The sequence below is a fragment of the Granulicella mallensis MP5ACTX8 genome (genome assembly GCF_000178955.2).
GTDB lineage: Bacteria > Acidobacteriota > Terriglobia > Terriglobales > Acidobacteriaceae > Granulicella > Granulicella mallensis.
This window is the reverse complement of the sequence record NC_016631.1, coordinates 3,996,372-4,015,476: the sequence shown is the minus strand read 5'-3', so window position 1 is coordinate 4,015,476 and position 19,105 is coordinate 3,996,372. Positions and strand designations below refer to the sequence as shown.

17 protein-coding genes and 1 riboswitch are annotated in these 19,105 nt (G+C 59.4%); of the genes, 5 read left to right on the top strand and 12 right to left on the bottom strand.

What is annotated here, in order from left to right:
- Positions 1-15: 15 nt before the first annotated feature.
- Positions 16-1,125: a hypothetical protein gene (locus tag ACIX8_RS15945; protein WP_014266398.1), complete on the bottom strand. Its 1,110-nt coding sequence runs from the start codon at positions 1,123-1,125 to the stop codon at positions 16-18.
- Between the two features lie 133 nt (positions 1,126-1,258).
- Positions 1,259-1,993, bottom strand: a complete 735-nt coding sequence (locus tag ACIX8_RS15940) for a ZIP family metal transporter (protein ID WP_223295360.1) — start codon at positions 1,991-1,993, stop codon at positions 1,259-1,261.
- Positions 1,994-2,054: 61 nt separating this feature from the next.
- Here ACIX8_RS15940 and queG point away from each other — a divergent pair, with 61 nt between their 5' ends.
- Positions 2,055-3,170 carry a tRNA epoxyqueuosine(34) reductase QueG gene (gene queG / locus ACIX8_RS15935; RefSeq protein ID WP_014266396.1) on the top strand — a complete coding sequence of 372 codons (1,116 nt, stop codon included), beginning with the start codon at positions 2,055-2,057 and terminating at the stop codon, positions 3,168-3,170.
- Positions 3,171-3,302: 132 nt separating this feature from the next.
- Positions 3,303-4,262, top strand: coding sequence for a YihY/virulence factor BrkB family protein (locus tag ACIX8_RS15930; protein ID WP_014266395.1), 960 nt, complete (start codon positions 3,303-3,305; stop codon positions 4,260-4,262).
- 236 nt (positions 4,263-4,498) lie between these two features.
- On the opposite strand, the gene ACIX8_RS15925 is transcribed toward ACIX8_RS15930, so the two are convergent.
- The 4 genes from ACIX8_RS15925 to ACIX8_RS15915 all read right to left on the bottom strand — a co-directional run bounded on the left by ACIX8_RS15925 (position 4,499) and on the right by ACIX8_RS15915 (position 7,490).
- The gene (locus ACIX8_RS15925; RefSeq protein ID WP_014266394.1) at positions 4,499-5,701 is read right to left on the bottom strand and encodes a YncE family protein; all 1,203 of its coding nucleotides are present in this window, start codon (positions 5,699-5,701) and stop codon (positions 4,499-4,501) included.
- A gap of 235 nt (positions 5,702-5,936) precedes the next feature.
- Positions 5,937-6,068 carry a hypothetical protein gene (locus ACIX8_RS26365; protein WP_014266393.1) on the bottom strand — a complete coding sequence of 44 codons (132 nt, stop codon included), beginning with the start codon at positions 6,066-6,068 and terminating at the stop codon, positions 5,937-5,939.
- On the bottom strand, positions 6,058-6,783 hold the full coding sequence (gene ccsA / locus ACIX8_RS15920) for a cytochrome c biogenesis protein CcsA (protein WP_014266392.1): 726 nt from the start codon (positions 6,781-6,783) through the stop codon (positions 6,058-6,060). Before ccsA ends, ACIX8_RS26365 begins: the two co-directional genes overlap by 11 nt.
- A 26-nt stretch (positions 6,784-6,809) precedes the next feature.
- Positions 6,810-7,490: a heme exporter protein CcmB gene (locus tag ACIX8_RS15915; RefSeq protein WP_014266391.1), complete on the bottom strand. Its 681-nt coding sequence runs from the start codon at positions 7,488-7,490 to the stop codon at positions 6,810-6,812.
- 193 nt (positions 7,491-7,683) lie between these two features.
- Here ACIX8_RS15915 and ACIX8_RS15910 point away from each other — a divergent pair, with 193 nt between their 5' ends.
- The 3 genes from ACIX8_RS15910 (at position 7,684) to ACIX8_RS15900 (ending at position 11,611) form a co-directional block, all read left to right on the top strand.
- Positions 7,684-9,405, top strand: coding sequence for an alpha/beta hydrolase-fold protein (locus tag ACIX8_RS15910; protein ID WP_014266390.1), 1,722 nt, complete (start codon positions 7,684-7,686; stop codon positions 9,403-9,405).
- A gap of 416 nt (positions 9,406-9,821) precedes the next feature.
- Positions 9,822-9,924, top strand: a riboswitch (SAM riboswitch).
- Positions 9,925-10,040: 116 nt separating this feature from the next.
- A complete protein-coding gene (thrC, locus tag ACIX8_RS15905; RefSeq protein WP_014266389.1) occupies positions 10,041-11,333 on the top strand; it encodes a threonine synthase in 1,293 nt (430 codons plus the stop codon).
- Positions 11,330-11,611: a MoaD/ThiS family protein gene (locus ACIX8_RS15900; RefSeq protein ID WP_014266388.1), complete on the top strand. Its 282-nt coding sequence runs from the start codon at positions 11,330-11,332 to the stop codon at positions 11,609-11,611. Before thrC ends, ACIX8_RS15900 begins: the two co-directional genes overlap by 4 nt.
- A 170-nt stretch (positions 11,612-11,781) precedes the next feature.
- On the opposite strand, the gene ACIX8_RS15895 is transcribed toward ACIX8_RS15900, so the two are convergent.
- The 6 genes from ACIX8_RS15895 to clpP form a co-directional block, all read right to left on the bottom strand.
- Positions 11,782-12,576: a TIGR03435 family protein gene (locus ACIX8_RS15895; protein ID WP_014266387.1), complete on the bottom strand. Its 795-nt coding sequence runs from the start codon at positions 12,574-12,576 to the stop codon at positions 11,782-11,784.
- A 164-nt stretch (positions 12,577-12,740) separates the two neighbouring features.
- Positions 12,741-13,940 carry a pyridoxal phosphate-dependent aminotransferase gene (locus ACIX8_RS15890; protein WP_014266386.1) on the bottom strand — a complete coding sequence of 400 codons (1,200 nt, stop codon included), beginning with the start codon at positions 13,938-13,940 and terminating at the stop codon, positions 12,741-12,743.
- 68 nt (positions 13,941-14,008) lie between these two features.
- Positions 14,009-14,161: a DUF3309 family protein gene (locus tag ACIX8_RS25305; protein ID WP_014266385.1), complete on the bottom strand. Its 153-nt coding sequence runs from the start codon at positions 14,159-14,161 to the stop codon at positions 14,009-14,011.
- A gap of 154 nt (positions 14,162-14,315) precedes the next feature.
- A complete protein-coding gene (gene lon, locus ACIX8_RS15885) occupies positions 14,316-16,745 on the bottom strand; it encodes an endopeptidase La (protein ID WP_014266384.1) in 2,430 nt (809 codons plus the stop codon).
- 228 nt (positions 16,746-16,973) lie between these two features.
- Complete coding sequence (gene clpX, locus ACIX8_RS15880; protein WP_014266383.1) at positions 16,974-18,260, bottom strand: ATP-dependent Clp protease ATP-binding subunit ClpX; 1,287 nt, start codon at positions 18,258-18,260, stop codon at positions 16,974-16,976.
- Between the two features lie 243 nt (positions 18,261-18,503).
- Positions 18,504-19,094, bottom strand: a complete 591-nt coding sequence (clpP, locus tag ACIX8_RS15875) for an ATP-dependent Clp endopeptidase proteolytic subunit ClpP (RefSeq protein ID WP_044176876.1) — start codon at positions 19,092-19,094, stop codon at positions 18,504-18,506.
- Positions 19,095-19,105 lie beyond the last annotated feature (11 nt).

Sequence of the window (19,105 nt, the reverse complement as noted above, 5' to 3'; positions counted from 1 at the left end):
GGATTGACGAAAGTTCTATATCGCTTTACCGCGAAAGAGATAGATCAATTCAATGACGAGGATGACCACGACTGTTACTTCCAGGAAGAATGCCCGGCTCTGATTGAACTGGTCCACCATGAAGCGATATAGCTCTTCGGCGGTGCGTATTTTCTGGGTTACCAGGTCTTTATAGTCAGGCACACCTACCTTTGCTGCCGCCAGTTTATAAAGCCGAGCCGCAAACATATCGCTGAGAAACTTGATGGCATTATCGGCACGCTCTGTCAGCTCCGCTACGTCGAGCAGGACTGTATGCAGGCGGGTTGCAGACCTTGCCAGACGCCATCTCGCAAGGAGGCCTGTGCCTTCATCGAGCAGCAGATACACGCGTTCGAGCTCTGCGGTAAGCAGATCGTCATAGTGCCGGAAATCAAGTAGTTGCGAGTTGGCATACTCGAGTAGCTGGATAGCCGTTTGGGCTCCTGAGGTGCTGTCGTAGAGGAACGCGGCGTTCCATCCGATTACGGTCAGGTCGTTGGCGTAATAGGAGATGCGCGATTGCAGGACTTCATTGCATTCGCTCTCGGCCAGCTTTCCGGTGTCTCCGCGAACCACCTGCGCGATGCGCGGACCATGCTGCTGGATGATATCCGTGACGGAGGGGGAACCGTCGATCTCGCGGATATGAAAGATCAGGTAGTCTTCGCTCAGCCATTTTTTGTAGGGCTTGATCAGTGCAGGCCCGGCATGCTGCAACCGTCCGCGCACGATCTCGGTCGCCTGCTCCGCGAAGTCAACGTCCCACACCCACCGGCTGGCAAGGCCTGTCAGCTTGTCCCAGCCTCCGATAAATGGGAGCTCGAAGACTACGCTCAATACACCGTAGTCGTAATACTTGATCTCTCCCTGGAGCCGCTCGCCACTCTCGAGGACGAGAGTCTCCAGCGGCTCTACCACCGGGGGCCGCTGGTAGCGGACAGATCCCGGCGCGGGACGCTTCTGCGGGAGCGGGGTGACGGTACGGGCGAGGATGAGTTCGCGCAACTGGTCGAGGCGAATGGCCTCGCACACGTCAAACTGCAACAACACCAGAACCGATCCTTGCAGGGTCACTTCAGCGGACTGTGCTGCGATATCCGGCATGATGGGACCATCTTATCGTGCTGACATAAAGCTCATATGGATAAGCTTCTCTGCTTGCATCCAACGGGGCTTGCCACAGGAAACTCTTTGCACGGTTCAAGCACTAGTTCGGATAGCAGTTGGATGACACACCCTAATGCAAATGCCCGATCAGCAGGTTCGCAACATAGATTCCTGCTGAGCCGAGGAACACTGCGGCCATGATCGCTGTGCGTGGGCCTTCGCGGCGGCGGGCTTCGGGGAGGAAGTCGCTGGTTGCCAGTTGGATGAAGAATCCGGCGGCAATCGCGAGCAGGATCACCGAACTCTTCGTGGAGAACGTCCACCAGACGGTAGCCATGCCTCCGAGCAATGGAGCGACGGCGTCGGCGATGAGGAACGCATAGTCCGCCGGTTGGGCATGTTCTCCGCCGCTCGTCAGCAGGACCGTGTTCATGCCGTCGCCCAGGTCGTGTGCCGCGATGCCTGCTGCGACGGCGTATCCGGCCTCGTGCGACGCGGCATAGGCGAGCCCGATGGCCATGCCATCGCGGAAGCTGTGAAAGATCAGCATGGTGCCGCCAATCCTGCCGATGGTGCGGCGGGAGAAGGCGGTGGACTCCCAGCGCGCCGCCAGGGCATCCAGCCCGTTGCCGAGAGCGAGGCACAGCAGGAAGGAGATTAGGGCGACGCCAAGGACGTTCGTGGGGTTGAATCCGGTCGGTTCGCCCAGCAGGATGGCTTCGGGCAACAGGTCGAGAAAGGCCGCGCCGAGCAGTAACCCCGCGCCGAGCGCGATGAGCAGGGCCAGCGACCGCCGAAAGCGAATGGCCAGAAGGCCTCCCGCGAGAGTGGACAGCACGGGAATGATGAGTAGCAGAATAGGCACGGGCAGGTTGGAGCTAGAACTTAAGACTACCTTATTGGCATTGGTCGGCGAAAATAACAATATGCTGATGCGCGCAGACCGGGACTGGATTCAAGCACGTGCCCAGGCTGCGGGCTTCGATCTCGCGGGAATTGCCGCCGTGCCCGCGGAGAGCAGCCCGGAAGCGGATACGAACGACCGCCGCTTCGCGGAGTGGATTGCGGCCGGTCGCGCAGGCGAGATGGAGTACCTGAAGCGGGCGAATGAGGCAGGAGAACTGCTTCGCGGAGATTTGCACCGTGCCATGCCCTGGGCGCAATCGGTGATCGTCTGCGCCGTGAACTACAACGCGGAGGAGCCACGATCGATCGATCCCGCACCTGCTACTGCAGGGTGGATTGCGCGCTACGCGTGGAGTGGCCGAGAGTCGGCGGATGCCAGCCACGAGGCCAAAGGCAGCGATTATCACGAGGTGCTGTTGCCGAAGCTTCGTGCCGTGGAGGCCGAGCTGAAGCAGCGCTTCGGAGAGAGTTGCGAGACGCGCTGCTATGTCGATACCGGCCCGATCCTGGAGCGCGGCTATGCCGAGCGTGCAGGTGTTGGATGGATTGGCAAGAATACCTGCGTGATCAACCAGCAGCAGGGGTCGTGGCTGTTGCTGGGCGTGATCGTTACATCGCTCCAGCTTGCGACGGACGCGTGGGCTGTGCCCGCGGCCGATCGTTGCGGCTCCTGCACGCGCTGCATCGATGCCTGCCCTACCGATGCCCTAGTTGCTCCAAGACAGATGGACGCCTCACGCTGCATCGCCTACCTGACTATCGAAAAGAAGGGAAGCCTTGATGAAGACCTGCTCCCACTGATGGGACGGCAGGTTTTCGGGTGCGATATCTGCCAGGATGTGTGCCCGTGGAACCGGCGCGCACCGGTAGCGGCTTCGCCTGCGTTGCCTGCACGGCGCGAGCTGGTGAATCCAGCGCTCGAGTGGCTGGCCGGAATGGATGGTCCGACATTCAATCGCTGGTTTCGTGGATCACCGCTCGAACGCACGCGGCGCAAGCGGGTTCTGCGCAACATTGCGATTGCGATGGGGAATAGCGGCGAACACGAGTTCTTACCGCAGCTTGAGAGTTGGGCTGCGGGGGATGACGCTGTGCTTGCGGAGGCCGCGGCGTGGGCGATTCGCCGGCTTTCATAGAGCAGACGATAGCGTGAGTGTCGTTGCTTGTTTTTCGTCGCCATCCAGGATGATGACGAAAAACAAGCAACAACAAAAAAGACACCGGCATGTCTTTCCATTCCCATACTGCCATCCAAGTAAACTATGAGTATGCCCCCTGAGATCTCCATCGCGCCGCGCAGCGTCGCTCCTGCAACGGTTCCCGAGGCCGGGGACGAGAAGATTGCGACGAACCTCGTCGCGGCGCCTGCACATCCCGTGCATGCGAGCGGAACCTGGGGACAGGTCAAGGCGCTCGGCCTCTACATGACCAAGACCGAGGTGCATACCTATGCCTTCAGTGTCGCGGCGCAGGTGATTCTCTCCCTGTTTCCCTTTATCGTGCTCATGCTCACGTTGTCGCAGAAGGTCTTTCACTCGGCGAAGATGTTCGACGTCGTCGGCGAGATGATGACCCACTTTCTTCCCAACAACCAGGACTTCGTCATGCGGAATATGCGCGTGCTGGCGTATGCGCATACCAAGACTAAGCTCGTTTCGGTGGTGATGCTCTTCATTACGGCAACCGGCGTGTTCCTCCCGCTGGAGGTTGCGCTGAACAGCGTCTGGGGCGTTCGCAAGAATCGCTCTTACCTGCAGAACCAGGTGGTATCGATTGGCCTGGCTGTGGGCGTTGCTGCTCTGGCGATGTCGTCGGTTGCGCTTAGCGCGGGACAGCGCACCGTGATGAGTTGGATCTTCTTCGGGCACACCGATGGGATGGTCTTCAACTTCATCGCGCATATCTTCATGAAGCTATGCGCGACGATCGCCAGTATCGGCCTGTTTTTCCTGATCTATTGGGTATTGCCGAACCGCAAGATTCCTGCACGGGCCGTTCTGCCGACGGCGATCATCGTCGGTCTACTGTGGGAGGGCGCGAAGTATCTCTACGTTCTCGCGCTGCCGCACCTCGATTTTCGCTCGGTCTATGGGCCGTTTGAGGTGTCGGTCAGCCTGATCATGTGGGCTTTTATCTCAGGCCTATTGCTACTGGCAGGAGCCTATGTCTCGGCCACACGGCAGGCCCTGCGCGAGACGCGCGCTGACGAGATCGCCGAACAGCGTTAACCCTTTGGAGGGGCGAAGTCGAAGGCCTGCCGTTGTTTTCTTGCTGTTGTTTTTGCTTTTCTTGTTGTCATTCCCGCAGGGAATCTGCTGTCTGTTGGCATAGCACCGATATTTTGCGAGGCAATCCCGAAACGGGTATGACTCGCCTTGTTCCATCTCCGCATCCACAAAGAACTGTTGGCACGAACAAGCAGCAGATTCCCTGCGGGAATGACAACAAGAAAAGCAAAAGCTAACTACTTCGCCTGAAACGCCTTCACGACGATGTCGTTCGGATGCTTGCCCGCGGGCAATATCGTAAAGAGCTGCGGAAGGCCGCTCTTGCTCTGGGTACGAATGACCGCGACATCGCTGGCGCCTGAGGCGGCGACCAGCAGCAGGTGTTCATCCGCGGAGAAGGCGATGGCATCGGGGCGCGAGCCGGTACGGATGCCGGTGATCAGCCTGCCGTCATCGATGCTGTACAGGCTGGTGGAGTCCGCGCCAAAGTTCGTGACCCACAGGCTCGTGTTGTCGCCGCTGACGATGGCGCGCGAAGGCTTGGCGCCGATGACGTAGGTGCCGCTTACCTCATTGGTCCAGGTCGAGATCTCGGAGATGCTATCGGAGTCGAAGTTGGTCGAGAAGACTTCGCCGCTGTCGGGCTTCAGCGCGAGGTGTGTCGGAGTCTTGCCGACGTCGAGCAGGGCCAGCATCTGATCGTGCTGCAGCGAATGGTCCTGCTGGCCGCGCCATGAATCGGCAGAGGCGGCGAGCCAGATGTCCATGATCTGGTGGCCGCCGGAGCAGGCGATGAACGCCTTAGCTCCCGACTTCGGCTCCGAAGTGGAGTTGGCTGCGATGGCGATGTCTGTCGCTCCGGGGCAGCCGGAGAAGGCTTCCCGGAACTCCAGCGGATGTCTGTCGGAGTCTGTAATGGAATAGACAGAGACGCTGCCCGCAATCCGATTGCTGACGACCAGGGTGCGGTTGTCAGGAGCCACGCGGGCCATGCCGGGGCCTTCTCCGGTTGCCTCGACGGCGATCTCGCGGCGCTTGTCCAAGTCGATCACGCTCACGGTATTCGACGCCGAGTTCGCGACATAGGCACGTTTGCCGTCAGGGGCAACATCGATGAAATATGGCGTATGGTGCACGCCGATGGTGGCGGCGACACGATTATCTTCGGCGTCGATCACGCTGACCGAGTCACTGCCGGTGTTGACGACATACACTTCGTTGCGCACGGGATTGACGGCGAGGCCCGTGGGGCGATGGCCCACCTGCAGCATGCGATCCTGGCGCAGATACACGAGGTCCAGCACGGCGACCGTATCAGCGTCGCCATCGGCAACGTAGGCGTACTCGTGGTACCCGGCTTGGTGGTCGGGGAAGGCGTTGCCGTGGCAACTCGTAAGCCCCGCCATCAGCAGCGGGAGCGCGGCTGTGGCGAGCTTCATATAGCGTCTGGAGGCAATGGGCACTGTCTGGAAGTGTATGGGTGTGGAGAGGTGGCTGCAACCGGAGGTTGAGGTAGGAAGCTTTGCTCGCTTAAAAACTTTTTACTGCCGGTGCAACATTTTCAGAAATAGCGTGTTCAGGGAAACAGCCCGGCGGCTAGCAAGCCAAGCCGGGGCCCACGCATGACTCCTCGGAACAACGGGGTTGGGCACTCTGCCTGGCTCCGTTGCTTTTTTATACCTTGGGCGTCTTTCGCCACTGTATGGCGATCCAAAGGGCATATCCGAAGTGAAAACCCCACACGACAGCGTAGGCGATGTGAACGTAGGCGATGGGATGAACCCTGGTAAAGTTTTCAATATCCACGGGCGTCTCCCTCGGCGAGAAATTCTTGTGACTTCACAGCGTCCAGCTTCTGCCGGCGGCGTTCGAGCGCGTAACGGAAGCAGAGTACAGCGGCTGACCACATACCCCAACCGGCAATGTTCCAGAAGATAGCCGGAAGCATGCTCTTGTCTACCTGACCACTGGTTAGCACCGGGCCGGGATGCTGGGTGCGCCACCAGCGGATGGACATGAAGGTAATGGGCACGTCTACCGCGGCGAAGATCGACAGCACAGCGGCCAGGGTGTGGGTCTGGCCGGAGGACGACAGGCGGCGCAGCAGTACGTAGCTCACATAGAGCAGCCAGAGCAGCAGATAGGTAGTCAGGCGTTCGTCCCACGTCCACCAGATGCCCCAGATCGGCCGCGCCCAGAGCATGCCGGTCACGAGACCGATGCTGGTGAGCACGAGGGTTACCTCGGCGGCGGCGATAGCGAGCGCGTCTGAAGCTTGAGCGCGTTCCGGATTCGTGTTCCGCCAGAAGAGGTAGCCGAATGACCCCAGAAGGTTGATATAGGGAGGAATCAGCGCGAGGGAGGCGTTGGGGACGTGATAAAAGAAGATGCGAAAGATGTCGCCCATCGTGGCTTCCGCAGGCGAGATGAAGATGGCCTGACGATAGCCCTCTGCCAGAACGGCAAAGGTCGCTATGAGCCATAGCCAGATAAGGGGTTTCGGGATACTGCGTGTCTGCACAATGCCTCCAGTTTATCTTGAGGGCCTCAGTCCTCGCGCAGCACGAGGTCGAATAACAGTATGCAAAGTGTCGTAAAGATGAGGTCGTAGCCGACGAGTCCGCGCAGCCAGAGACCGGGTTCGGAGTCGCCCGTCAGCACGGCGGTGGTGGCCTGGATCATCGCCAACAGGGCCGGAGCGGAGATGGGCAGGAGCACCAGGGGGAGCAGCAGTTCCCGATTGCGCGTGCGCAGGCTGAGCGCGGCGAAGAAGGTTCCGTTGCAGACCAGGGCCCAGGTGCCCAGGGGCAGGATCAGCAGCAGGTACCAGACCTGTCCGAGCGGGTGCAGGTTGTAGAAGATCGCGAAGACCGGCGCGAGCACGATCTCGACCCCGCTGACGAAGAGAAAGTTTGCCAGCGCCTTGCCGAGGAAGAGGGTCGAGGCCGACGACGGAGCGAGCCGATGGGCGTCGAGGACGTGATTCCGCAGCTCGCGCGACCAGGACTGGTTGAGCGCGGTCATCGCGGCGAAGAGCAGCCCGACCCACAGCAGGCCTCCGCTGATCTGCCGGGCAACGGTCGGGTAGGACGTCGGATCGAAGGCCAGCGAGAACACGACGACCACCAGCAGCGAGAAGAACAGCATGCCGTTGATCGAATCCTTCGCGCGCCACTCGATGCGGAGGTCTTTCCGCAGGTGCGAGACGACGTGTCGTGTATAGCTCATAAGTTCTATCGTACCGTGCGTTGGCCTGTGGCCGGGCCAGACAGGATCTCATGGACGTCGAGAGGGTCGCCGGGATATCCCACGGTATGGCATTTACGAATGCGTGGGATTACTTGCCGTGCAGGTGATAGTGAGTCGTAGAGGTGGACTGCTATTCTGTCCGTCTCGACACATCTCCTGCCTGAAGGATCTTATGCGGAAGCCTCTCCTCTCCATTGCGTTTGTCTGCTGTGCTCTTGCTGTTACCGGGGCGAAGATGCTCGCTCAGCGCATTGAAGTCAGCGTTCCAGGCACGGCTCCGCTTCATGGCCGCCTGATTCTGGTCATCTCCAAAAACGACCGCACCGAGCCGCGCATGGAGCTGTCGGAGAACTACCAGTCTGCGCAGGGCTTTGGTGTGGACGTGGAGGGCGTTACTCCCGGCAAGCCGATCGTGATCGATGCCAAGACCTTTGGCTATCCTCTGCACTCTCTGACGGAGCTTCCGCCGGGAGACTACAGCGTTCAGGCGGTCTTCAATGTCTACGAGCAGTTTCATCTTGAGACCGGCAAGAACGTCTGGCTTCCTCCCGACAAGGGAGAAGGCCAGAAGTGGAACCGCAAGCCGGGCAATCCTTACAGCACGCCGGTAAAGCTCCATGTCGACGCGAAATCGCCGCTGAATCTGAAGATCACGCTCGACAAGGTCATTCCTCCCATCGAAGGCACGGATCAGGACCCTGCTGTGATGGCCGCCAAAGACCCTGGGGCCAAGTGGCTCAAGTACATGAAGTTCAAGAGCGAGAAGCTGAGCAAGTTCTGGGGGCGGGACACCTATCTAGGCGCGTGGATTCTGCTGCCCGACGGCTTCGATGAGCATCCGGACGCAAAGTATCCGCTGGTCGTTTATCAGGACCACTATCATGCGAGTTCGGGGCCTGCGTTCCTGGCCACCAAGCCCAGCGCAGAGGCTAGCCGTAGTCGTCGTGGCGGAGATGCCGGATATCGCCTGTTTCAGGACTGGACCTCGGGCCGCCTGCCGCGGGTCATCATCCTCTATGTGCAGAATGCCAACCCCTACTATGACGACTCCTACGTCGTCGATTCGGCGAACGTTGGACCTTACGGCGCAGCAGTCAATGACGAGCTGATTCCGGCCGTTGAGAAGATGTACCGTGGCATCGGACAGGGCTGGGCCCGCGCGACTTACGGCGGCTCAACGGGCGGCTGGGAGGCGCTTGCAACGCAGGTGTTCTACCCCGATAACTACAACGGCGCGTATGCCGCTTGCCCCGATCCGGTCGACTTTCACGCCTATCAGAACATCAATCTCTACGACAGCCCCAATGCCTTCCATCTGGACGGCGATTTTGCACAGATTCCTACCGCCGGAGACCGCAAGCCGGATGGCACCGTCATTGCCACGGCCGAGGGAGAGTTTGCCTTCGAGAATGTCCTCGGGACCCACGGCCGCTCGACGGAGCAATGGGCCATCTGGCAGGCGATCTTTTCGCCCGCTGGTGCGGACGGTTATCCTGCCCAGGTTCTCGATCCGGTTACGGGCGTGATCGATAAAAAAGTAGTGGCCTACTGGCACGATCACTACGATATGGCTGCGATCCTCAAGCGGGATTGGAGCACCCTGGGACCGAAGCTGGAAGGCAAGCTACATATTGCAGTAGGCGACGGCGATACGTATTTCCTGAATAATGCTGTCCATCTGCTCCAGAACCAGCTTGAGGCGACCTCAAACCCGCACTCCGATGCGACGTTCCAGTATGGCCCCGGTATGCCGCATTGCTACACGGGTGGGCCTTCGGAATACACCATGCAGCAGAACAGTGCGAACTGGACTCAGCGCGTGCTGCCGTTGATGGCCGATCACATGATCCAGTCAGCTCCAGCGGGGGCTGACGTAAAGTCCTGGCGTTACTAATCGATATCAAGGTAGCGGTATCGTAGTTTTGTTTTACCTCACCACAGATTCGTCATCCTGAGCGAAGCGTCCCGGTTTTTTGGGACGCGGAGTCGAAGGACCCCGAGAGTGCTCTATTGCCCATATCCTTCGCACCTTTTCAACCTCAGGCGCTCGAGCCTGGAGCTTCGTGCTGAAAAAGGTTCTAGTAGCATGGGTGAGATGAATCCCTTCGGGGTCCTTCGACTGCGCACCTCGCAGAAAGCGCGAGGCGCTACGCTCAGGATGACGCTTCTGTAGGGGGCGTGAACAAGAGCAAATAGGCCCCTCTATCTTGCTTTTGTGCCAAGACTGACACCAAAGTTATTTGGCCAAAGCTTGCGATGGCTCTGTCGACGTGATACAAAATATCTATTCCATCCGCTTCGGCGGGTCGAATTTCATGCAGAGTGGTTGAGGGACGAGCCCTGTGACGCCACGACAACCGGACAGAATAAAGTACCGGTGTCAACTCTCTCCTGGGAACAGGGCACATGAGGTTCGGTGGAAGCAGACCCGTCTATTGAGCCTGTATTCCACGATTCTCCGTACCCAATTCCCAGACAATTGAGAGTGGCGTTCACAAGACCAGAACCCTTCGGCCATCGGAGCTGATGATGGTGTCTTCTTGTACGAAGTATGAACTGCGCTGCAACGAGTGCGGTAAGAGTTATGGCAATGTTCCTCTCTCGGCGTGCTCCGAGTGCCTTGCTCCCCTGGAAGTCCAGTACGACCTGGAGTCCGTGCGCGGACGCTTTACGCGCGAGTCGATCGCTGCGGGGCCCGCGAACATCTGGCGCTACAAAGAGCTGCTTCCGATCCCCGAGGGCTTCCAGCCCGACCTGCCGGTAGGCTTCACGCCGCTGGTTCGCGCGAAGAACCTGGGCAAGCGCATCGGCGCTGACAATCTCTACGTAAAGAACGACGCCGTGTGTTTTCCTACGTTGAGCTTTAAAGACCGCGTGGTTTCCGTCGCGCTGGCCAACGCTCAGGCGTTTGGATTTACGACGGTAGGCTGCTCGTCGACGGGCAATCTGGCGAACTCGGTGGCGGCGCAGGCCGCGCGCCTGGGACTGCGGGCCTGCATCCTCGTCCCGTCCGATCTCGAAGCGGCAAAGATTCTGAACACCCAGGTGTATGGCGCGCGGCTGGTGCGGATCGACGGCAACTACGATCACGTGAACCGCCTCTGCACGCAGATTGCGGATGAGTACAACTGGGGCTTCGTGAACGTAAATCTGCGGCCTTACTACGCCGAGGGCTCGAAGACGGTTGGTTATGAGATCGCCGAGCAGCTTGGCTGGCGTCTGCCGGACAACGTCGTTGTGCCGATGGCCGGCGGCTCGCTGATTCGCAAGATTCGCAAGGCCTTCAGGGAGTTGATTGCCCTGGGTCTGGTAGAGCACAAGAATGTGCGCTTCTTTGGTGCACAGGCCACGGGCTGCTCTCCGATCTCGCACGCGGTGAAGGAGGGCTGGGATTACATCGAGCCGCAGCGTCCGAACACCATCGCACGTTCACTGGCTATCGGCAATCCCGCGGACGGTCCGGCGGCGGCGAAGATGATTCGCGAGACAGGCGGATGGGCCGAGGACGTTTCGGACGTCGAGATCGTATCCGGCATTCAGGAACTCGCCGAGACAGAAGGCATCTTTACCGAGACTGCCGGCGGCGTCACGACGGCTGTCACGGCGCGGCTCTACTCGCATGGCCGCATCTCTCGCGACGAAACGACAGTGGTGTGCATTACGGGCAACGGCCTCAAGACGACCGATGCGCTGGAAGGCCGCTTTGAAGTGGAGCGCGCGGTCAAGCCGAAGCTTGCGGCGTTCGATGAGTACATTCGTGAGGTTGACGGTTCGCTTGTGGGTGCGGCCCAGGAACTGGTATTGGCAGGAGGAGTACAGTGAGCGTGAAGGTAGTGTTGCCGACGGCATTGGCGCGGCATACGGAAGGTCAGAAGGCGTTTGATTCAGAGGCGAAGGATCTTCCCGCATTGATTGCGGAGTTCGACACCAAGTTTCCCGCTCTGGCCCAGAACGTGAAGGATGAGAACGGCAAGCTGCGCCGGTTTATCAATGTCTACATCAACGATGAAGACATCCGGTTTCTCGGCGGAGATGCGCACCAGTTTGAAGATGGGGATGAAGTGATGTTGATCCCGTCGATTGCGGGTGGAAGTTTCTAAGTAGGGTTTAGCGAAAGATGAAGGGCGACGAGAGATTCTCGTCGCCCTTTGTCTTTGTTGTTGCTTGTTTTTCGCCGTCATCCTGAGCCATCGGCGAAGGACCCCCGCATTCGGAGGGGCGTAAACATTATGGTCACGTTGCCGATCTCGTCCACTTCAGAGGAGATTTTCTAGTTTTCAGAAGGTCTGTCAGCAGAATCGACCACCACCACATCTACAGGCTCCTTAGAGGAGGCCAGCTTGAGGCCAAGCTGCTCTTGCAGCGCGGTGAAAAACGAAGGTAAAGACTCCGATTGACTGTTGGTTTCAGCCTTGGATGATGGGCCGTCTGTCATCGAGTCAGGCTCCCACTTTAAGGTGAAGTCATATCTTCTGGTAAGTCCCGTTTTGTCGATCACTATGTGACCATCCATTTCAGGCTGTCCGCTGAGCACCTTCACCAACAAAGCGGTATCGGCATCATGTCCTACCAGAAACCCCCGTCCCATAACGTTTATCCGGTTGGGGGGAATATTTGCAGGAAGATGTGGATCCAATACGACAGGCTTCAGTCTTGGCCCACCCTTTGCTATCGACAACACATAAGTAGATAAATCTCTTGTCTCATGGTGCACTTTTAGTGCGAACCGCTCTGCGAGTAATTCGCGTAGCATCCTCCTGTTTTCGTCTCCTTGCTGTTCAAGGGGAAGCTTATGGAGATGTGCTGCGACGGTTTCATCCTCTTTTGCCACGACGTCGAACTTCTCGTAGCGTATCCAATCTGGCCCGCCTGAAATCTGCTGATCGGCACCATAAGTCAGGTTGTAGGCAATGGAGATGAGGTCTTGTAGCGTCATGCTGCCGACGCTAAGTCTGTTGGGCGAGAATCTGAGAGAAGGCGGCAAAGGCTTTTGGGGATCGCTGGGTTTCACCGTGGCCACTTCAAAAGACGGGGGAGTGGGTTGCTGCGCATTGCTGTGGGTCACCAGGGCTCCTGGCGTTATTGCGGCAACTGTAGCTAAAAGCAGACCAACGCGAGTGACTGTTCGATTCCGAAATGCCATAGCCCCTGCCTTCCCTAAGCGATCCAGTATCTCAGAGCGTTGAGGTGGAAGCGTACATGCGATCCTCAGTATCTGGCACAAAATATCTAACTGCGATAAGAGGTCAATCGTTGGCACGCTTCTTCCAGTTCCTCTTCCTTTTTCGCAAAGCAGAAGCGCAAAAGGTTTTCGCCACGATTCGTCCCATCCGCATTGCTGCCGAAGAACGCTGAACCCGCGACAGCCGCGATGCCTGTATCGGAGAGCAACCTGCGGGCCTTCTGTTTGGCATCCGCGCCCGGGATACGAGTTGCGTCGGCGAGCACGTAGTACGCGCCTGTGGGGATAGAAGGAGTAAGACCCGCGTGCATCAGGGCCGCGCAGATAGCGTCACGCTTGGCCTGGTATTCAACAGCCATCTCTTCGTAGAACGACGCAGGCAGGGCCAGCAGGCCTGCGGCAGCGCCGTGTTGCAGGGGCGATGGTGCACAGACGTAGGTGAGGTCATGGAAGTAGCCGATGGACGGCAGCCAGCGCGCGTCGGCTGCGAGATAGCCGAGACGCCATCCTGTGACCGAGAAGGTCTTGGAGAAGCCGGAGATCGTGATGGTACGTTCTGCCATGCCGGGCAGCGTGGCGAGGCTGATGTGACGCGCGCCGTCGTAGAGAAAGTACTCGTACATCTCATCGGTGAAGACGAAGAGATCGTGCTCGATGCAGAACCCGGCGAGAGCTTCTAGCTCTGATTGGGTGAAGACCTTGCCGGAGGGGTTCGACGGGGAGTTGAGGATGATCGCTCGAGTGTGCGGCGTGATCGCGGCCCGCAGGCGGTCGAGGTCGAGTCGCCAGTCTGGGGCATCAAGCGGAACGATGACAGGAAGGACGCGCTGCGAGCGCAGGGTGCTGACGTGGTAGCCGTAGAAGGGTTCCAGCACCAGACACTCGTCGCCCGGGTTGAGCAGCGCGAGCAGGGCGGCGTGCAGCGCACCCGTGGCTCCGCTGGTAACGAGGACTTCGCGGTCCGGATCGACGGACAGGCCATTGAAGGTGGCGAACTTCTGGGCGATCGCCTCGCGCAGAGGAGCGATGCCGTCGAGGCGCGTATAGATGTTATGGCCGGAGCGGATGGCAGCGATGGCAGCTTCGACGACAGGGTGCGGCGGATCGGTATCGCAGACGCCCTGCGCGAGGTTGATGCCGTCGACCGCAGAGCAGGCGACTGTCATGGCGCGTATCTCGGACTGCGTGCTGTTGGGTGCGAGATCGCTGAGGTAGAGGTTGGTCGAGGTCGTAGGGGCAGTGATCATGATGAAGGGCGGCGCTCCGTACCGCGCCCCTTCATCTTATTCGCGAAGATCCGGAATGCACTACCGGATTAGAACCACTTCAGCAGCCAGAGGATGATGACGATCATAAGGATCGTGCCCAGGGCGCCGCTGCCGCGATATCCCCAGCCACGCGAGTATGGGTAGAGAGGGAGTGAACCGAGCAGCAAAAGGGCGAGAATCACGACAACGATAGTTTCCACGTCCAGCCTCCAGTACAGCGATTTAAGAGGTAGATGCAACGAGGGCCGTCGCTGTTATCTGGTGGTGGGTTTGATGGTCTTCAAGGCTCAGAAGGGGCGACCTATATGAACCTAGGTCGCCCCTTCTGAGTTACAAACAGATCGAATGCTTCGCTTACTGGTGGGGGCTGATGTTAGCCGAGGCTTCGTGCGAAGGCGGAATCAAGGGAACTGCATCCGCGAGTGCTTCGGGCAACTCCTCTGCGAGCTTCGGCAGCTTGGAGGTCAATGCGATCTCCAGCACCTCGTCCATCTGCTCGACCCAGTGCAGCTTCATCGTGCTCTTGATGAGCTCGGGAAAGTCCGCCAGGTCCTTGCGGTTGTCGGCAGGAAGGATCGCCTCAAAGATGCCCGCGCGATGGGCCGCGAGCAGCTTCTCTTTCAGGCCCCCGATGGGCAGTACCTTGCCGCGCAACGTGATCTCGCCGGTCATGGCGATATCGCGACGCACCGCAATCTTGGTCAGCGCACTGGCAAGAGCCGTGGCCAGCGTGATGCCCGCTGACGGGCCGTCCTTGGGGATAGCGCCTTCGGGAACGTGGACGTGGATGTCGATGCTGCGATAGAAGTCACGCGGCAGGCCTAGATGCTGCGAGCGCGAGCGGATGTAGGTCAGGGCAGCCTGTGCGGACTCCTGCATCACGTCGCCAAGCTGGCCGGTGGCAGTCATCTTGCCCTTGCCGTCGAGCACTTGGACCTCGGTCTGCAGGATGCTGCCACCCATCTCCGTCCAGGCAAGCCCTGTGACGAGGCCGACCTCGGACTTCTCCTGCACCTGAGAATCGCGATACCGGGCCACGCCAAGCAGATCGTTCAGGACCTCTGGGGTGACTACGATGGTATGCGCGGAGTTCTCGACGACCTTGCGCGCTACCTTGCGGCAGAGATTGCCGATCTCGCGCTCCAGGTTGCGGACGCCGGCCTCGCGTGTGTAGTTGCGGATGATCTCCCGCAGGGCATCGTCGGTGAAGCTGATCTGCTCGGCGTTGAGGCCGGTGGCTTCGAGCTGCTTCTTCACCAGGTACTGCTTGGCGATCTCGAGCTTCTCGACTTCGGTGTAGCCGGTGAGACGCAGGATCTCCATGCGGTCCTGCAGCGGGCCGGGAATGGTGTGCAGGACGTTCGCCGTAGCGACGAAGAGAACCTGGGACAGGTCGTATTCGACGTCGAGGTAGTGATCCTGGAAGGTGTTGTTCTGCTCGGGGTCGAGCACTTCGAGCAGGGCACTGGCTGGATCGCCGCGGAAGTCCGAGGCCATCTTGTCGATCTCGTCGAGCATGATGACCGGGTTCTTGGTGCCGGCCTTCTTCATCGACTGGATGATCTGCCCCGGTAGAGCGCCGATGTAAGTGCGGCGATGCCCGCGAATCTCGGCCTCGTCACGCACGCCGCCGAGCGACATACGTACGAACTTGCGGCCGGTAGCCTTTGCGATGGACATGCCAAGCGAGGTCTTGCCGACGCCCGGAGGTCCGGCAAAGCAGAGGATCGAGCCCTTCGGATTCTTTACCAACTGGCGTACCGCAAGGAACTCCAGGATGCGGTCTTTGATCTTCTCGAGGCCGTAGTGGTCTTCGTTGAGGGTCTGCTCCGCGTTTGCGATGGAGCGAATCTCCTTGCTGCGCTTCTTCCAGGGCACGGCGAGCAGCCAGTCGAGGTAGTTGCGCGAGACGGTGGACTCGGCGGACATCGGCGGCATGGCTTCGAGCTTCTTCAGCTCCTGCAGGGCCTTTTCCTTGACCTCGGCGGTCATGCCAGCTTCTTCGATCTTCTTCTTCAGCTCATCGAACTCGGACTTCTCGCCGCGGCCGAGCTCCTTCTGGATGGCCTTGATTTTCTCGTTGAGGTAGTACTCCTTCTGGGCGCGTTCCATCTGGCGCTTTACCCGTGAGGAGATGGTGCGGTCCATGTTCAGCTTCTCGATGGCGATGTCGAGAGTGTCGGCGATGCGCGAGAGACGTACCTCGGGATCGAAGACTTCGAGGATCTGCTGCTTCTCTTCGATGGAGAGCTGGAGGTTTGCGGCGATGACGTCCGCCAGCTTGGCGGGCTCGTCCGTGCGCAGCGCCGCTGTCGTCTCCTGGTTGAGCGACTGCTGGAGCTTGTTGTACTGATCGAAGAGCTGGTGCACGCGGACGACGAGCTGCTCGGTCTGCGGAGTGGGCGTGAGCTCGACGAGCGAGGTGCGCACGGTGGCCACAAAGAAGCCATCGTCGTCGTTCACCGCACTGGCGCGAGCGCGCTCGACGCCTTCGACCAGCACCTTGATATTGCCGTCGGGCATGCGCACGGACTGGACGATGTTGCCGATGACACCGACGGTGTAGATGTCTTCGGCGGTGGGTTCATCGACAGCGGCGTCATGCTGCGTCGCGAGGAAGATGCGGCGGTCTCCGTTGAGGGCTTCTTCGAGGGCGCGGACGCTGGATTCGCGGCCGACGACGAAGGGAGCCATCATGTGAGGGAAGATGACCATCTCGCGGATGGGCATCATCGGGAGTTTGCGTTGAGCGCCGTTGAGTAGATTGCGTTCGTCGTTAGTCATAAGGTCTCCCGATTAGACGTGCATCACGCAGGAACGATGCGCGAGCCCGGCATGGAGGAAATTGTACGCGCACTCCGGGGCGGGGAATTGCACATGGGACGACGATTTATGGCCAATAGCCCGTTAGGCCGAAGAAAAATTTAAGGGCTGAAGGCTGGATTTCCTGGTTAATAACCAGGAAATCCAGCCTTCAGCCCTTTTCGTATCGCTAAATAGCTCTGATTACCGTTATCCGGCTTTTTCGAGAATCACCGGCATGGTGATATCACGCGAGAGCACCATCTCTTCGGTGATGATGAGTTCCTTCACCTTTTTGTTGCCGGGGACGTGGTACATCAGGTCGAGCATGAGCTCTTCGAGGATCATGCGCAGGCCGCGCGCGCCAACCTTGCGGGTCAACGCCTCGCGCGCGATGGCACGGGCCGCATCGTCGGTCCAGATGACCTTGACGCCCTCGTAGTCGAACAGCTTCGCGTATTGCTTCAGAATGGCGTTGCGCGGCTTGGTGAGAATCTCGATGAGCGCAGCTTCGTCCAGCTCGTCGAGAATGCCCAGCACGGGCAGACGGCCAACGAACTCAGGAATCAGGCCGTACTTGAGGAGATCCTGCGGTTCGGCCTTGCGGAGCAGCTCGGAATCGCGCTGGGCGCGGATGGGGGTAACGTCGGCCTCTTTGGCGTTGGGATCGGAGATGGCCTTGAAACCCAGCGCCTTCTTCCCGATGCGCCGACCGATGACCTTTTCAAGTCCGACGAACGCTCCACCGCAGATGAACAGGATATTCGTCGTGTCGACGATGGTGAACTCCTGGTGCGGATGCTTGCGGCCGCCCTGGGGCGGAACGCTGGCGACGGTGCCTTCGAGCAGCTTGAGCAGCGCCTGCTGCACGCCTTCGCCCGAGACGTCGCGGGTGATGGAGGGATTCTCGTCCTTGCGGCCGATCTTGTCGATCTCATCGATGTAGATGATGCCCTGCTGTGCCTTCGTGACGTCGCCTTCGGCGGCCTGCAGCAGCTTGAGCAGGATGTTCTCGACGTCTTCGCCGACGTAGCCGGCTTCGGTCAGCGTGGTCGCATCGACGATCGCAAAGGGAACGTCGAGCATCTTGGCCAGCGTTTGGGCAAGCAGGGTCTTACCGGAGCCTGTGGGGCCGACCAATAGAATGTTGGACTTAGCAAGCTCTACGTCATTGCCGCGGGTGCGGTTCATCTGCACGCGCTTGTAGTGGTTGTAGACGGCAACGGCGAGCTTCTTCTTGGTGATCTCCTGGCCGATGACGTACTCGTCGAGGAACGCTTTCACTTCCGCAGGCTTGGGAAGATGCGCAGGGGCTGCGCCGGCCTGGGTATCGCCCTTGTCGTCTTCGAGGATCGAGTTGCAGACAGCCACGCACTCGTCGCAGATATAGGCACGAGGATAGTCGGAGGGCGAAGAGATCAGCTTGGCGACAGCATCCTGTGATTTGTGGCAAAACGAACAGCGGAGGGAATCTTCCGAGCCCCGGGAGGTCTTCATAGTGGGGTGTAACTCCTTTGTGTCAGGCTGCCGCAAGTGATCGGCAGATCGCCACGCAACAACCTAGAGTTTACACCTGCGGGTGCGGGAAAACCGGTTTGAAACAGGGCAGACCTATGCAGTTAGATACTGGGTGTCGAGGGTGGTACGGGGTAAAAACGAGTGACAAGTGGGAAGTGATAAGTGGCAAGTGACCTCAATTGAGGTCACTTGCCACTTATCACTTCCCACTTGTCACTCGTTCTATGTGCGCGGCCGGTCGATGATGTCGTCGATGATGCCGTACTCTTTGGCCTGCGGTGCGGTCATGATGAAGTCGCGTTCCACGTCGCGCTCGATGCGGTCGAGCGGCTGGCCGGTGTTGGCGCTCATCAGGCGGTTGGTGAGTTCGCGAATGCGCAGGATCTCGCGGGCATGGATGTCGATGTCTGTGGCCTGTCCGCCCAGACCGCCCATCGACGGCTGGTGGATGAGGATGCGCGAGTTGGGCAGCGTAAAGCGCTTGCCCTTCTTGCCGGCCATCAGCAGGAAGGCGCCCATGGACGCGGCCTGGCCGATGCAGAAGGTCACGACATCGTTCTTGATGTACTGCATGGTGTCGTAGATCGCGAGACCTGCCGAGATCGAGCCGCCGGGAGAGTTGATGTAGAGCTGGATGTCCTTCTCTGGGTCTTCGCCGGAGAGGAAGAGCATCTGCGCAATGATGAGATTGGCGACGTTATCGTCAATCGGCGTGCCCAGGAAGATGATGTTGTCGCGCAGCAGACGGCTGTAAATATCGTAGGAGCGTTCGCCCCGGCTCGTCTGCTCGAGCACCATTGGTATGAGTCCCATAGCTCTCTCTT